This is a genomic window from Corallococcus caeni (genome assembly GCF_036245865.1).
Lineage (GTDB): Bacteria > Myxococcota > Myxococcia > Myxococcales > Myxococcaceae > Corallococcus > Corallococcus caeni.
In genome coordinates, this window is the sequence record NZ_BTTW01000004.1 from 802,633 (window position 1) to 817,692 (window position 15,060).

9 protein-coding genes are annotated in these 15,060 nt (G+C 71.1%); 6 read left to right on the forward strand and 3 right to left on the reverse strand.

Annotation, left to right across the window (positions count from 1 at the left end; genetic code table 11):
* The first annotated feature begins 48 nt into the window (after positions 1-48).
* Complete coding sequence (locus AABA78_RS21335) at positions 49-1,215, forward strand: lipase family protein (protein WP_338265104.1); 1,167 nt, start codon at positions 49-51, stop codon at positions 1,213-1,215.
* Here AABA78_RS21335 and AABA78_RS21340 read toward each other — a convergent pair.
* A complete protein-coding gene (locus AABA78_RS21340) occupies positions 1,196-4,192 on the reverse strand; it encodes a DEAD/DEAH box helicase (RefSeq protein WP_338265106.1) in 2,997 nt (998 codons plus the stop codon). The genes AABA78_RS21335 and AABA78_RS21340 overlap by 20 nt on opposite strands.
* Positions 4,193-4,502: 310 nt before the next feature.
* On the opposite strand from AABA78_RS21340, the gene AABA78_RS21345 reads away from it, so the two are divergent.
* From AABA78_RS21345 to AABA78_RS21365, 5 genes are all read left to right on the forward strand, one after another.
* Entirely contained in the window at positions 4,503-5,303 is an 801-nt protein-coding gene (locus AABA78_RS21345) for a hypothetical protein (RefSeq protein ID WP_338265108.1), read from the forward strand.
* An 82-nt stretch (positions 5,304-5,385) separates the two neighbouring features.
* Positions 5,386-6,768, forward strand: a complete 1,383-nt coding sequence (locus tag AABA78_RS21350; protein ID WP_338265110.1) for a di-heme oxidoreductase family protein — start codon at positions 5,386-5,388, stop codon at positions 6,766-6,768.
* A 129-nt stretch (positions 6,769-6,897) separates the two neighbouring features.
* On the forward strand, positions 6,898-8,346 hold the full coding sequence (locus tag AABA78_RS21355) for a UbiA family prenyltransferase (protein WP_338265111.1): 1,449 nt from the start codon (positions 6,898-6,900) through the stop codon (positions 8,344-8,346).
* Between the two features lie 13 nt (positions 8,347-8,359).
* On the forward strand, positions 8,360-9,724 hold the full coding sequence (locus tag AABA78_RS21360) for an FAD-binding oxidoreductase (protein ID WP_338265113.1): 1,365 nt from the start codon (positions 8,360-8,362) through the stop codon (positions 9,722-9,724).
* On the forward strand, positions 9,721-10,458 hold the full coding sequence (locus AABA78_RS21365) for an SDR family oxidoreductase (protein ID WP_338265114.1): 738 nt from the start codon (positions 9,721-9,723) through the stop codon (positions 10,456-10,458). Before AABA78_RS21360 ends, AABA78_RS21365 begins: the two co-directional genes overlap by 4 nt.
* Here AABA78_RS21365 and AABA78_RS21370 read toward each other — a convergent pair.
* Entirely contained in the window at positions 10,455-11,372 is a 918-nt protein-coding gene (locus AABA78_RS21370) for a hypothetical protein (protein ID WP_338265116.1), read from the reverse strand. The two genes, AABA78_RS21365 and AABA78_RS21370, sit on opposite strands and share 4 nt — an antisense overlap.
* A 62-nt stretch (positions 11,373-11,434) precedes the next feature.
* Positions 11,435-15,060, reverse strand: a 3,626-nt coding sequence (locus AABA78_RS21375) for a non-ribosomal peptide synthetase (RefSeq protein WP_338265118.1), incomplete at its 5' end; no start/stop codon positions are given.

Consider the following 15,060-nt stretch of genomic DNA (forward strand, 5'->3'; position numbering starts at 1 on the left):
CCCTCGTGAATCGGGCATCCTGGCGGCTCCAGGCTCCACGGGGGAAACATGCACTCAGGCAAGGAAGCCATCGTCCTCATCCATGGCTCGGACTCCAAGCAGCGGGACTCCGGCCGGGGCCTGCTGACCGAAGGGCTGCTCAAGGTCCCTGAAGGCGTGGTCGTCACGCAGCAGGGGCCCATCACCATCCAGGGCGCCAGCGGCCTCCAGTTCCAGGTCACGCGTCACGAGGACGGCGAGAAGCGCTCGGTGGATGTCTATGAAGCGTTCTGGGCGGACCTGATTCCGTCGCTCACCCGCATGGGACTCCGGGCCCGCGTGCTGGGCGGACTGGAGCTGCTGGTCTACTGGGGCTTCTCCGGCGTCTGGAAGGGCTTCCTGCGGCGCAAGGTCCTGACGTCCAGCCTCATCGTCGGGCTCGTCTTCCTGCTGTACTGGTACCTGACCACGCTGCTGCTGTTCTTCTCCGCCCTGCAGCAGGACCCGACCTTCCCGGCGATGGCGCTGCCGGACAGCACCGTGAGCGCCGCGAACTCGATGCTCAAGGGCCTGGCCCGCGTCGTCGCGCCCGTGGCCTCGGGCCTGGGCGGCTGGAAGGGCTGGGTGCTCCTGTCCCTCGTCATGAGCGCGCTCCCCATCCACCGGGCCGTGGATGTCGCGAACCTCTCCCATCGCTACCTCACCGATGCGCTCGTGGGAAACGGCGTCGTCGGCCTGCGCACGGAGCTTCGCAGCCGCGTCAGCGCCACGCTCCGGGCCGTCGTCGAGAGCGGGACGTATTCGCGGGTGACGGTGGTGGCCCACAGCTTCGGCGCCGCGATGGCCGTGGACGTGCTCGCTGACTTCCGCTCCAGGTCCGGGACCCCCATCCGGCTCGTCACGCTGGGCGGCCCCCTGGAGTTGCTCGCGCGCCGGGCGGACTGGCTGGACAAGGAGATCCAGCGGTGCGCCGCCAATGATCAGCTCATCCAGTGGCTCGACTTCTACTCGGACGAGGACTGGTTCTGCACGAAGACGCCCTTCCGCGCGGATGACACGCGGCTCATCCACCGCCCCATCCAGCAGAAGGCGTCCCTGGGCGCCAGGATGTCGGGCGAGACGCACAACCGCTATCTCGGGGATGCGCGGGTGCTGCAGGCGCTGCTGGAGCCCGTGCCGGCGCCGACTGCTTCGGCGCCGCCGGCTTCGGAGCCCGTCAATCCAAGAGCTGCATGAGGTCCGCGCGCGTGAGCGCGGTGCCCCCCGTGGCGCCTCCGAGCGCGGCCTCGAAGAGGGCCCGCTTCTTCTCCTGGAGGAGGAGGATCTTCTCCTCCACCGTGCCCTGGGACACCATCCGGTAGACCATCACCGGCCGCTGCTGCCCGATGCGGTGCGCCCGGTCCGCCGCCTGCGCCTCCACCGACGGGTTCCACCACGGGTCCACCAGGAAGACGTGATCCGCGGCGGTGAGGTTGAGCCCCGTCGCTCCTGCCTTCAGCGAGATGAGCATGACGGGCGCTCCCTTCTCGTCCTGGAACGACGTCGCCACCGCGCCCCGGTTCGACGTGCTGCCATCCAGGCGGATGAAGCCGATGTCGGCCTCGCTCAGCGCGGGCTCGATGAGGTCCAGCATCGACGTCCACTGCGAGAACACCAGCGCCTTGTGCCCGTCCGCCACCGCCGTGCCGAGCGCCTCCACCAGCGCCTGCACCTTCGAGGACGTCCTCGCCTGCTGCCCCGGCACCAGCGCCGGATGGCAGGCCGCCTGCCTCAGCCGCAGCAGCGCCTCCAGCGCCTTCATCACGCTGCCGCCCTCCTCGAGCTGCGACACCACCTCCTCGCGGGTCGCGGCGTGGACCGCGTCGTAGACGGCGCGCTCCTGCTCGGTGAGGGTGACGTGCCGCACGGCCTCCGTGCGCGGGGGCAGCTCCGGCGCCACGTCGCGCTTGAGCCTGCGCAACACGAAGGGCCGGATGCGCGCGCGCAGGGCCCCCGCGGCGCCCTTCTGGTTCTCCGACACCGGCCGGGCCCAGCGCTCCTCGAACGCCTTGCGTCCGCCCAGCAGGCCCCGGTTGGTGAAGTGCATCAGGCTCCACAGCTCCTCGAGCCGGTTCTCGATGGGCGTGCCGCTGAGCGCGATGCGGAAGCCCGCGTCCAGCTCGTACGCCGCCCGCGCCACCTGGCTGTCCGGGTTCTTGATGGCCTGGGCTTCATCCAGCACCACCGTGTCCCACGTCCTCGCCGCGAGGAGGGCCGCGTCCAGGCGCAGGAGCGCGTACGTGGTGAGCGTCACGTCCGCGGACTCGTCCAGCGTGCGCCCCACGCCGTGATAGACAGACACCTTCAGCGACGGGCGGAAGCGCTTCACCTCCGCCTCCCAGTTGGGCAGCACGCTCGTGGGCGCCACGACCAGCGTTCCTTTGCCCAGCGTGCAGATGGTCTGCAGCGTCTTGCCCAGACCCATGTCGTCCGCGAGCACGCCTCCCAGCCCTGCCTGCCGCAGGAAGGTCAGCCAGCTCACGCCCTGCAACTGGTACGGGCGCAGCGTCGCGGTGAGGTCCTTCGGGAGCTGGGGCTCGGGCAGCTTCTGGAAGCCCTGCACCAGGGGCGCGAGCCGCTCCATGACGGGCGGGGCAGGGTGCTCCAATGCTTCGCACAGGCCGGTGAGCTGGGGGATGGCGTGGTTCGCGAGCCGGCCGTCCCGCTCGCGCGCGGCCAGCAGGTCCGTCACGCGCTGGCCATGGGCCTTCAGCCAGCCCGTGGGCAGGGGCGCCCAGCCTCCGCCCTCCAGCGGCACCAGCCCCAGGCCTTCCTCCCAGGCCCGCATCACCGCGCCCGCGTCCACGGTGCGCTTCTCGCCAGGGCCCAGGCCCTCCACCTGGAAGTCGAGCGAGAAGCCCACGCGCGGCACGCCCGCGTCGGTGGTGGCCGTGTCCAGCGTGAGCAGCGGCTTGAGCTTCACGTCGGGGCTGACCACGCCCGCGGCGTTGCCCGTGAGCCCTCCGCGCCACTTGCGCAGCTTGTCCGCGAGCTGCACGGCCTCCTTGCCGTGGACCGTCACGCGCCGGCCCGGCGCCATGTTCAGCTCGTCCCTCAGCTGGTGGATGAGCTTCGTCTCCGTGGGCTCGTCGCGCACGGGCGCGGCGCCCTGGAGGTACACCAGCCGCCCGTTGTCGATGCGCGCGGTGGGCGGCGAGCCGTACACCAGCGTGGGCAGCACGGAGAGCCCCGTGTCGAGCTTGTCGAGCTCCAGCGAGATGCGCGGCTTGAGCGTCCGGTCGATGGGGGGCAGCCGCCGGCTCTTCACGTCCACCGGCATGCGCCGCGCGAAGTCCGGCAGCACCTTGCTGGTCAGGTCCGCCAGCTGCTCCGGGGAGAAGACGCGCTCCTGGGGCAGGTTCTCCAGCCGCGCGCCCGTGAGGGGCTGCTCGCCCAGCCGGCAGAGCGCTCCGGCGCACAGCGCGACGCCGGGGCTCACCAGCTCGTTGATGCGCGGATCCCGCTCCACCTTGAGCACGGTCTGCTCGCCCCGGTCCTCCACGGTGACGCGGGGGAGGAGCGGCTCGTTGGAGACGGCGACGAGCGCGCCGTCGAAGAGGACGGTGCGCGCCTTCTCCAGCACGTGCAGCAGGGTGTCCAGCTTGCTCTGAGGGAGCGCGCCCCGGGTGGGCTGCGCGAGCAGCTTGTCCGCGAGCAGGTCGCATGGATCCACGTGGATGCGCGCGGCCTCCACGGGGTTCTGGATGACGGACGCCAGGCTCCGGGCCAGCAGCCGCGCGGTGTTGTCCGGCCGGACCACCAGCCGCTCCAACTGGAGGCCGCCGTCCACGCGCTTGAAGCGGTACACCAGCCGCTCCGGCTTCGGCGCGGTGCCGGGGCGCGAGGCCGTGGAGGCGGGGCCCGGGCGGGCAGGGGACGCCGCCGCCGTGGCCTTCCTTCCTTCCGCCTGACGCAGGACGATGGCCGCGGCGATGACGTGCTCGCAGGGGTCCACCTTCCCCCGGCAGTCGCACTCCCAGATTTCGTCCTCGGGGTAGAGGGTGGTGGTGAGCGGGGTGGGCCGGCCGGGGATGCGGACCCGCAGGACGACCTCCTCCTCGTCCACGGACTGCACCGACACGACCCCCGCGCGCGACAGGGCCTGTCCGGCGGACCACGTGGCCGGGCCTGACTCCTCCCGGATGGCTTCGAGCAGTTCCGCGAGCGCCGACATACGAGGGGCGATTCCCTAGCCCCGGGCCGGGCGCGGCGCAAGCAACGGGGCGAGTCGCTGTGACACCGCGAGATACACGCCCCGGCGCTTCTGTGACGGGCAGCGCTACAGGCCCCAGGACAGGCGCGTCACCCGGGAGGGGGCCTTCCGAGGAAGACTTCGAAACCATGGAACATGGCGTGACAGGTGCATGAGGCACGGCCTGGAGCGCGCGTCCGGTGCTTCCCCCTGTCGCTGCTGGCCGGACTCACCGCGTCTCCACCCGATGTGCGCGAAGCAGACAGTGCCCCCCACACAGTCGAGGTCCCACATGCACCTGAAGATGACGAGTCGCCTCCTGGCGGCTGCGTTCCTGAGCCTGGTTGCCGGTTGCCAGGGTGAGCCGACGCAGGCTCCGGAAGGTTCGCAGTCCGCGCAGCAGCTCTCCGCCGCGGCGGAGTGTGTCCAGCGGTTTGACGGCATCACCACCTGCGCCAAGGGCAACGCGGCCCTGAGCGCCTCCGAGAAGGGCGTGCAGGTCACCGGCCTGAAGGACGCCAAGACGGACGGCGTCTCCAGCACGTTCAACGACGCCATCACCTGGTCGCAGGACGCGCGGGTGCGCGTCGGCAGCGCCACGGGCGGCATTGCCCTGTCCGCGCGGGATGGCGACCAGGTCGTCAGCACCCTGCGCATGATTCCCGGCAAGGACCGCCAGGTGCAGGTGGCGCCGGGCTTCACCGGTTCGCCCTCCGGCGCGTTCCGGATGAACGTCTACAACAATGGCAACCTCGTCGGGACGACCGCCCAGCCGCAGTCGATGATCATCATCTTCTACAGCTGGTGGGACTTCCTCGACTGGTACTACTGGCACTGGGACTTCTTCTCCTTCCGCACCCGGACGGGCGGGAGCGTGGGCCAGGACGGCGCCTGCGGCTGGCGCCTGCACGCGGCCAACACGACCTTCCGCGTCAAGCTCGCGGACGGCAAGGAGGTCGTCGGTGACACGGCGGAGTTCATCGAGGAGATCGGCGACGGCGCCTATCCGTACCGCCACTTCTCCGGCATCGACGTGAACGCCAGCGCCACGGACTTCCTCATCACGGGCGAGTCCTTCGGCCAGGAGAAGTAGCCTTCACCTCCACCGGGTGGGGGCTCCTGCTTCCCGCCCGGTGGGCTGTCTGTCTTTGTCTTCCCGCCGAGGAGTCGTGACGATGCGCGTGCCCTGGTCCCTCGCTGGTATCTCCGCCGGAGCGCTGCTCATCGGCGCCGCGTGGGCCACCGTCGTCCGCCGGCCCGAACCGCTGGTGCTGGGCGCGCTGCCCCCCGTCACCCTGCCGCACGTGGAGCAGTCCGGCGGCGCCACCACCGTGACGGACACCGGCCGCAACGCCTTCGGGCGCGCGCCCATGAACATGCCGCGCTCGCGCTGGCCGGACTTCTACGCGGGCAAGGGCGTCTTCGACCGCGACTGGAGCGATTCGCGCCAGCACCCCGCTGTCGCCGGTCCCTTCTTCAGCGCCACCGGCTGCATGACCTGCCACGTGAAGGACGGCCGGGGACAACCTCCCTCAAGCCCCACGGAGGCGCCCGTTTCGCTGGCGTTCCAGCTGAGCGCGCCCGACGGCGCCGGTCCCCACCCGCTGTACGGCATGCAGCTGGACCTGCACGCCGTGGAGGGCCACGTGCCCGAGGGCCACGTCCGCGTCGACTTCGAGGAGACGCGCGGCACGTTCGCCACCGGCGAGCCGTACTCCCTCGTGCGTCCGCGCTATCAGTTCCAGGGCCTGGTGCACGGCCCGCTGGGGGAGGGCGCCAGGGTCTCCGCCCGCGTGTCGCCCGTGAACTTCGGCCTGGGCCTGCTGGAGGCCCTGCCGGAAGCCGACCTCCTGGCCCGCGCGGATCCCGAGGACCGCGACCACGACGGCATCTCCGGCCGGGCGAACCAGGTGCTCGACGTGGTGACGGGGGAGACGCGCCTGGGCCGCTTCGGGTGGAAGGCCAACCAGCCCACGCTGCGCCAGCAGGTGGCGCACGCGCTCGTCGCGGACATGGGCGTCACGACGACGCTCTACCCCCAGGAGCAGGGCCGGGACGCACCGGGCGAGCCGGAGGTGTCCCAGGACGACCTGGACCTGCTGATGATCTACATGCGCCTGCTCGCCGTGCCCAAGCGGCGCGACTGGGAGGCGCCCGAGGTCCAGCGGGGCCACGCCGTGTTCCGCGCCATCGGCTGCGCGGCCTGCCACGTCGACACGCCCCAGGAGACGGGGCCGGTGGAGGGCTTCGACGAGGTGTCCCGGCAGGTCATCTACCCCTACACAGACCTGCTACTGCACGACCTGGGCGAGGGCCTGGCGGACGGGCGTCCGGATGGGCTCGCCACGGGCAGCGAGTGGCGCACGCCGCCCTTGTGGGGCATCGGGCTGGTGGAGTCCGTCAACCGGCACACGCGCTTCCTGCATGACGGCCGGGCCCGCTCCCTGGAGGAGGCCGTCCTCTGGCACGGGGGCGAGGCGGCCCCCGCGCAGGGGAAATACGTGCGGCTGCCCCGGGAGGACCGGGCCGCGCTGCTCGCCTTCCTGAAGTCGCTCTGAGGCACGGGCGGGCCGCCCTCCCGTCCGGACGGCGGCCAGGAGGACCGTCGCCTGGAGGGGGCTTCCGCCTTCAGGGGGCACGGAACGGTGGACGGCCCGGGCCCTTGGGCTACCCTGCGGGCCCCCTTCATGCAGCCTCCAGCCCCCATCCCCGACGCTGTCCCCGACGTCCCGCTCGCGGTCGACCTGGACGGCACGCTGGTGCGCACGGACACGCTGCACGAGAACCTGCTCGTGCTCCTCAAGCACGCGCCGTGGCTGCTGCTGCTGGCGCCGCTGTGGGTGCTCCGGGGCAAGGCCTTCTTCAAGGCGGAGGTGGCCCGCCGCGCGCGGCTGGACGTCACGTCGCTGCCCTACAACGCGGAGGTGCTGGCCTTCCTTCGCGAGGAGCACGCGCGGGGGCGGCGGCTGGTGCTGGCCACGGCCGCGGACCGCGGCATCGCCGACGCGGTGGCCGCCCACCTGGGCCTCTTCCACTCGGTGGTCGCCAGCGAGGCCGGGGTGAACCTGTCCGGCGCTCGGAAGCTGGAGCGGCTGCGCGAGGTGCTCGGCACCTTCGACTACGCGGGCAACGACGCGGTGGACCTGCCGCTGTGGCGCGAGTGCCGGCAGATCATCGTGGTGCACGCGACGGCGGGGGTGCTGCGTCAGGCCCAGGGGCTGGGCCGCCCCGTGCACCGCGTCTTCGAGCCCCCGCCGGCCGGAGTGCGCCCCTGGGTGAAGGCGCTGCGGGTGCACCAGTGGGCGAAGAACGCGCTCGTCTTCGTGCCCCTGCTGGCGGCGCACAAGGCCACACAGGGCGGCATGGCCCCGCGCGCGGTGCTGGCGTTCATCGCCTTCAGCCTCTGCGCCTCCAGCGTGTACGTCATCAACGACCTGCTGGACCTCGCGTCGGACCGGCGGCACCCGTCCAAGTCCCAGCGGCCCTTCGCGTCCGGGGCCCTGCCGGTGCGCGCGGGCGTGGTGCTGGCGCCGCTGCTGCTGGGGTGCGCCGCGGCGCTGGCGCTGTCGACGCTGCCCCTGTCGTTCTCCGCGCTCCTGGCCGCGTACTTCGTCCTGACGCTGGCCTACTCGCTGCGGCTCAAGCAGGTGGTGATGCTGGACGTGCTGGTGCTGGCGGGCCTCTACACCGTGCGCATCTTCGGCGGCGCGCTGGCGGTGGGAGTGCCCACGTCCAGCTGGCTGCTCATGTTCAGCACGTTCCTCTTCCTGTCGCTGGCCCTGCTCAAGCGGCTGAGCGAGGTGCGGCGGCTGCGCCAGTCCAACGAGACGTCCGCGCACGGGCGCGGCTACCTGGCGCAGGACTACGAGCAGCTCGCGAGCCTGGGCGCGGCGGCGGGCCAGGTGTCCGTGCTGGTGCTGGCCCTCTACATCACCAGCAAGGAGGTGACGGCGCTGTATGCCCATCCGGAGCGGCTGTGGCTGCTGTGCCCGGTGATGCTGTACTGGGTGGGCCGCATCTGGGTGCTGGCGCACCGCGGGCTCGTGAACGAGGACCCGCTCGTCTTCGCGCTGCGCGACCGGGTCAGCTACGTCGTGGGCGCGGTCGCGGCGCTGGTGCTGTGGGTGGCGACGTGACGGAGGCGTGGCGATGAGCACGTCGGACTCCTGGGGCCGCTTCCCCCGCGTGGAACAGCAGGCGCGCGCGCTCGTGTGGCGCTCGGACGCGCTGCCCCGGGTGGACGGGCCGGTGCTGCCGCATGGCCTGGGCCGCAGCTACGGCGACTCCTGCCTCAACGGCGGGGGCACGGTGCTGCTCACGGCGGGCCTGGACCGGCTCATCGACTTCGACCCGGCGACGGGCGTGGTGCGCTGCGAGTCGGGCGTGTCGCTGGACACGCTGCTGCGGCTGGCCGTGCCGCGCGGCTGGTTCCTGCCGGTGACGCCGGGCACGAAGTTCGTCACGGTGGGCGGCGCCATCGCCAACGACGTGCACGGCAAGAACCACCACCGGGCCGGGACGTTCGGCCGGCACGTGCGCCGGTTTGAACTGGTGCGCTCGGACGGCAGCCGCCGGATGTGCTCGCCCGAGGAGAACGCGGACTGGTTCGGCGCGACGATTGGCGGCCTGGGGCTCACGGGGCTCGTCACCTGGGCGGAGGTGCAGCTGACGCCCATCCGCAACCCCTTCGTGGTGCAGGAGACCGTCCCGTTCGAGAACCTGGACGGCTTCATGCGCGTGTCCGCGGAGTCCGAGGCGGACCACGACTTCACCATGTCCTGGGTGGACTGCCTGGCGCGCGGCCGCAAGCTGGGGCGCGGCCTGTTCTACCGGGGCAACTTCGCGCCCACGCAGTTCGACCGGCTGCCCCTGGCCAGGAGCCACCTGTCGCATGGCAGCGGGCTCGCGGTGCCCGTGGACCTGCCGGGCTTCTGCCTCAACCGGCTGTCGGTGTCCGCCTTCAACTTCCTGTACTACCACCGGGAACGGACCAAGCCGTCCCCGCGGCTCGTGCACTACGATCCGTTCTTCTACCCGCTCGACAGCGTGTACGGCTGGAACCGCATCTACGGCCGCCGGGGCTTCCTCCAGTTCCAGTGCGTGGTGCCCCACGCCACCGCGCGCGACGCGCTGAAGGAGCTGCTGGAGCGCAGCGCCCGGGGCGGGCTGCCCAGCTTCCTGTCCGTGCTCAAGACGTTCGGCGACCTGCCGTCGCCCGGGTGGATGTCCTTCCCTCGCCCGGGCTACACGCTGGCCCTGGACTTCGCCAACCGGGGTGAGAAGACGTGGCGGCTGGTGGAGGAACTGGACCGCGTGACGCGTGAAGCGGGCGGCGCGGTGTACCCCGCCAAGGACGCGCGCATGAGCCCGGAGAGCTTCGCGGCGTACTTCCCCCAGCGCGAGCGGTTCTCCGCGTACATCGATCCCGCGTTCTCTTCCTCCTTCTGGCGCCGGGTGAACCCGGCGTCGCTGCCCCTGCCTTCGCTGGAGGGACGCCAGGTCTCCATCCCATGAAGAAAGTCATCGTCCTCGGCGCCACGAGCGCCATTGCCCAGGCGACGGTGCGGCTGCTCGCCGCGCGCGGGGCCGCGCTGTACCTGGTGGGCCGCAACGCCGCGAACCTGGAGGCGGTGGCCAGGGACGCAACCACGCGCGGCGCGCCGAAGGTGGAGTTCCGGGCGCTGGACTTGAACGACTGCGAAGCGCACGCGAGCCTCGTGGAGCGGGCGTGGCAGGCCCTGGGCGAGCTGGACGGGGCCGTGCTGGCGCATGGCGTGCTGGGAGACCAGGCGGAGAGCCAGCGCTCGTGGGCCGCGACGGAGCTGGTGCTGCGCACGAACTTCCTCTCCGCCGCGTCGCTGCTGACGGAGCTGGCCAACCGCTTCGAGGCGCAGAAGGCCGGCACGCTGGTCGTGATTTCGTCCGTGGCGGGAGACCGCGGCCGGCAGAGCAACTACGTGTACGGCGCGTCCAAGGGCGCGCTGACCGTGTTCCTCCAGGGCCTGCGCAACCGGCTGGCGAAGTCCGGCGTGGCGGTGGTGACGGTGAAGCCCGGCTTCGTGGACACGCCGATGACGGCGCACGTGCCGAAGAACAAGCTCTTCGCCTCGCCGGAGCAGGTGGCGCGCGGCCTGCTGAAGGCCGCGGACGGACGCAAGAACGAGGTCTACGTGCCCGGCTTCTGGGCGCTCATCATGCTCATCATCCGCAGCATCCCGGAGCCGGTGTTCAAGCGGCTGAAGCTCTAGGTGTCTGCCATTGCCCGAGCGGGCAGCCGGTGGAGCGGGGCGCAGTGGGGCGCGTGCGTCTGGAGGAACTGGCGCATCCGCTCCGCGCGGTCCACGTCCTTCACCTGGATGGAGGCGACCCGGAGGGCCCAGGCGCTCAGCAGGCGAACCACGATGAGGGGCGAGCCCTCCTGGTGGTGTTCCAGGGTCCGTGTGCCCTCCGGCGTCACCGTGCCCGTGAGGACCTCCGCGCAGTGGAGGAGGACTTCGTAGAAGGCGCGGCCGGTCTTGGCGCCGGGGATCGCGGGGTTGAGGTCGGCCATGGCGAGGGCTTCCCGCGCGAGCGTCAGTCCCCGCTCGGGGTCGTCCTTGCAGAGCAGGTGGAGGAGCGCGTCCATGCCCCGCTCCATGGCCTGGAGCAGGGGCGCCTTGCCCCGCCAGTTCACCTGGTTCAATTCGTGGCGGGCCTGCGCGTCCTGTCCGTAGAGGATCCTCGCCAGGGCGTGCCTCTGCGCTCGCAGCAGGTCCACGTCAGGGAACGGGCTGGTCGGGGGAAGGAGCTCGTCCGTGAGCCGGAGGTAGGCCTCCGGACCCGGCTGCAGGAGCGCCTCGGCTTCCTTCCTGCGCACCTTGCGAGCCTGGAGCTGCCGCCAAAGCAGACTCGCGCCCAGGACCGTGGAGACGAGCGTGAAGATGGCAATCAACGTCGGGACCAGGTCCGGCTGGAGCGTGGGCGACGGGGTGGGCTGACTCCTGCCCGGGTGCGTGGGATTGGAGAAGAAGACGTAGAAGCCGCCGTAGAGCGCCAGCAGCGCGGCCCACAGGAGCAGGAGCTTCAGGAGCGGATGGGAGCCCAGCCGCCCCAGCAGCGGCAGCTTGCGGAGCTGGTCCTTGGTGGCATTCCGGAGATAGCGATTGTTCTCTTCGCGTGACATGCGCGCACCGTAACCCGTTTCCACTCCGTGCCTGAAAGACAGACACGGAGTGGGGGCGGGCTTCAGCTGCCGGTGGCCTCCTGCTTCGCGGCGGCGGACAGGGCCGTGCGCAGGCGCTCGACGACGGGTGCGAGGTGCGGGTCCTGCATCAGGGCGTGGTGGCCGCCGGGGACGGTGTGCACCTCCAGGCCGCCGCGGACGAGGGGCTCCCAGCCACGGTGACGCGGGAGGGTGGCGGGGGCTTCGCCAGCGCTCAGGAGCAGGGCGGTGCCGTCGTAGGGCCGGGGCACGTACTTCTCCTGGGCGAAGAGGTTGGCGCGGAAGACCTGGAAGAGGACGCGCAACTGAGTGGGGCCGGAGTGCACGTCGAGGATGCGCGCCCGGATGCCTTCCTGGAGCAGGTGGTCCAGCATGGCTTCGTCACTGCCTTGGGCCAGGACGTCGTCGGAGAGGGAGAGCGCCTGTCCGAAGGCGGTGGCCGTGGCGTGGGCGAAGGCGAGCCGCGCGCGGGTTTCCGAGTCGAGGCGCGCGGTGTCCTGCGAGGGCTTCGTAAGGCCGGGGACGTGGGTGTCGATGAGCGCGAGCAGGTCCACGGCTTCGCCGGCCTCGCGGAGCCGCTGGGCCATTTCGTAGGCGACGAGTCCGCCCAGGGACCAGCCTCCGAGCTGGTAGGGGCCATGAGGCTGCACCGTGCGGATGGCTTCGATGTAGAGGCCGGCCATCTCCTCGATGGATTCGGCGACAGGGCGTCCGTCGAGGCCACGGGACTGGAGGCCGTAGACGGGCAGAGAGGGCCCGAGGCGACGCGCCAGCTCCGAGTAGGCGAGGACGTTGCCGCCGCCCGGGTGGACGAGGAAGAAGGGCCGGTGGCCAGGCTCTCCGCGCTCCAGGGGGACGAGGGGCGTCCACGCCTGCGAGTCATCGCGGAGCACCCGGGCGAGCTGCTCGACGGTGGGCTGCTGGAAGAGGACGGAGAGGGGAATGGACTGGCCCAGGCGCTCCCGCACGGCGGCGACCATGCGCACGGCGAGCAGGGAGTGGCCGCCGAGCTCGAAGAAGCTGGAGCGGACACCGACGGAGCGGACGCCGAGGACATCCTCCCAGATTCGGGCGAGTTGCATCTCCAGGGCATCGCGAGGCGCGACGAAGTCCCGGGCCTCGATGGCGTGGGCGTCAGGCTCCGGCAGGGCCTTGCGGTCCACCTTGCCGTTGGCGTTGAGGGGCAGGGCGTCGAGGAGGACGAGTGCGGAGGGCACCATGTACTCAGGCAGCCGCTGCTTGAGGCTTGCCTTGAGTGCTTCGGAGTCCAGCGCATGGCCTTCGCGCGCGGTGACGTAGCCGAGGAGGCGCTTGTCCGCGTCCGTGCCCCGGGCCACGACAACGGCCTCGTTGACGCCAGGGAATGCACGCAGCGCTGCTTCGATTTCACCCAGCTCGATGCGGAAGCCGCGCACCTTCACCTGGAAGTCGACGCGGCCGAGGAAGTCGAGCGTGCCGTCGGCCAACCAACGGGCCTTGTCGCCCGTGCGGTAGAGGCGCTCGCCCGGACTGGAAGCGAAGGGGTGGGGAACGAAGCGCTCCGCGGTCAGGTCCGGTCGGTGGAGGTAGCCCCAGGCGAGGCCCTGGCCACCGACGTACACCTCACCGGCGACGCCCACGGGCACGGGGCGCAGGTGCGTGTCGAGCACGTAGGCGGTGGAGTTGGAGAGCGGTCGGCCAATCGGCACCGGGCCATCCACCACTGAGTCGCGACTCATGGTGAGCGTCGCGGAGAAGGTGGTGTTCTCCGTGGGGCCGTAGCCGTTGAGGAAGGTGGTGCCTTCGGGGATGCGAGCGAGGTGCTCTCGGACGCGCGCAGCGGGCAGCACATCACCACCGGCGAGCACCTGGCGCACCCCGGCGAGGGCTTCACCCTGGTGCAGCGCCATCTGCTCGAATAGGGCCGCGGTGAGCCACAAGGACGTCACGCGGTGGTGGCGCAGTTGCGCGGCCAGTTCCTCCAGCGAGAGGGAGTGAGGTGGAGCGAGGACGAGCTTCGCGCCGTGCAGCAGCGCGCCCCAGATTTCGAGCGTGGAGGCGTCAAAGGCAACGGGAGCGGCCTGGAGCCAGACTTCGTCAGGCCCGAAGCGCATGAAGGAGTTGCCGAGCACGAGGCGGGTGATGCCTCGGTGAGGGACGCAGACGCCCTTGGGGCGGCCCGTGGAGCCGGAGGTGAACATGACGTAGGCCAGGGCTTCGCCGTCCACGCGGACATCCGGCGCATGCGTCGGCAGTGAGGCGATGACGTCCCGCTGCGCATCCAGCCAGACACGGGTGCCAGAGGAGGGCAGCAGCGAGGCAAAGGACTGGTGAGTCAGCGTCACGCTGACGTCAGCATCTTCCAGGAGCGCCGCAATACGCTCCACGGGAGCATTGCGGTCCACAGGGACGAAGGCCGCGCCCACCTTGAGGATGGCGAGCAGCGCCGTGACCATTTCGAAGGAGCGCTCGACGGCGAGGCCCACGCGCGCACCCGGGACGATGCCCAGGGCGCGCAGGTAGTGGGCCAGTTGGTTCGCGCGGGCTTCAAGCTGGGCGTACGTCAGCGAGTCATCCCCCAGCACCAGGGCGACGGCTTGAGGCGTGCGCTGCGCCTGCTGGGCGAAGTGGACGTGGACGGGGACGTCCGTCGGGCTGACGGCCGCCGTGTCATTCCACTCCACGAGGATGCGCTGACGTTCCACTTCCGTCAGCAACTGCACCTCGGCCAGGGACTGCTCGGGCTTGGCGGCCACGGACTCCAGCAGCGTGCGCAGGTGGCTCGCCATCCGCTCGACGGTGCTCTGCTTGAAGAGGGCGGTGCTGTACTCCAGCGTGCCGCGCAAGCCGTCGGGCCCCTCGGTGAAGAAGACGCTCACGTCGAACTTCGACGTCGAGTGAGTGGCCTCCAGCCCTCGCAGTCGCAGGTCCGGCAGTCGCACGTCCTCCGTGGGCACGTTCTGGAGCGCCAGCAGCGTCTGGAAGAGGGGCGTGTGGCTGAGGCTGCGCGTCGGCTGGAGTGCCTCCACGAGCTTCTCGAAGGGCACCTCCTGGTGCTCGTAGGCCTCGAGCACGGTGGCGCGCACTTGACGAAGCAGCGCCTGGAAGGACTGGCCCTCCTCCACCTTCGCGCGCAGGACGAGCGTGTTGACGAAGAAGCCGATGAGGCCCTCCGTCTCCGCGCGGGTGCGGCCGGCGATGGGCGAGCCGACGGTGAGGTCCTGCTGGCCCGTGTAGCGCGCAAGCAGGCCCTGCCAGGCGGCCAGCAGCACCATGAAGAGAGAACCCCCTTCCTGGTGGGCGAGGCCACGCAGGGCTTCCGTCAATTCACGCGACAGGGCGAAGCTGAGGGTTGCGCCCGCGGTGCTCCGGACAGCGGGGCGGGGGAAGTCAGTGGGCAACTCCAGCACGGCCGGAGCCCCGGAGAGCTTCGTCTCCCACCAGGCCACCTCCTGCCGCAGCGTCTCACCCGAAAGCGTGCGGCGCTGCCAGTCCGCGTAGTCCGCGTACTGCACCGGCAGCGTGGGTAGGGGCGACGGTTGTCCGGCGGAGAAGGCCGCGTAGAGGGCGGCAACTTCTCGCACCAGCACGCCCAGCGACCAGCCGTCGGAGACGATGTGGTGCATCGTGACGACGAGGACGTGCTCGGTTTCGTTCAGCTTGAAGAGGA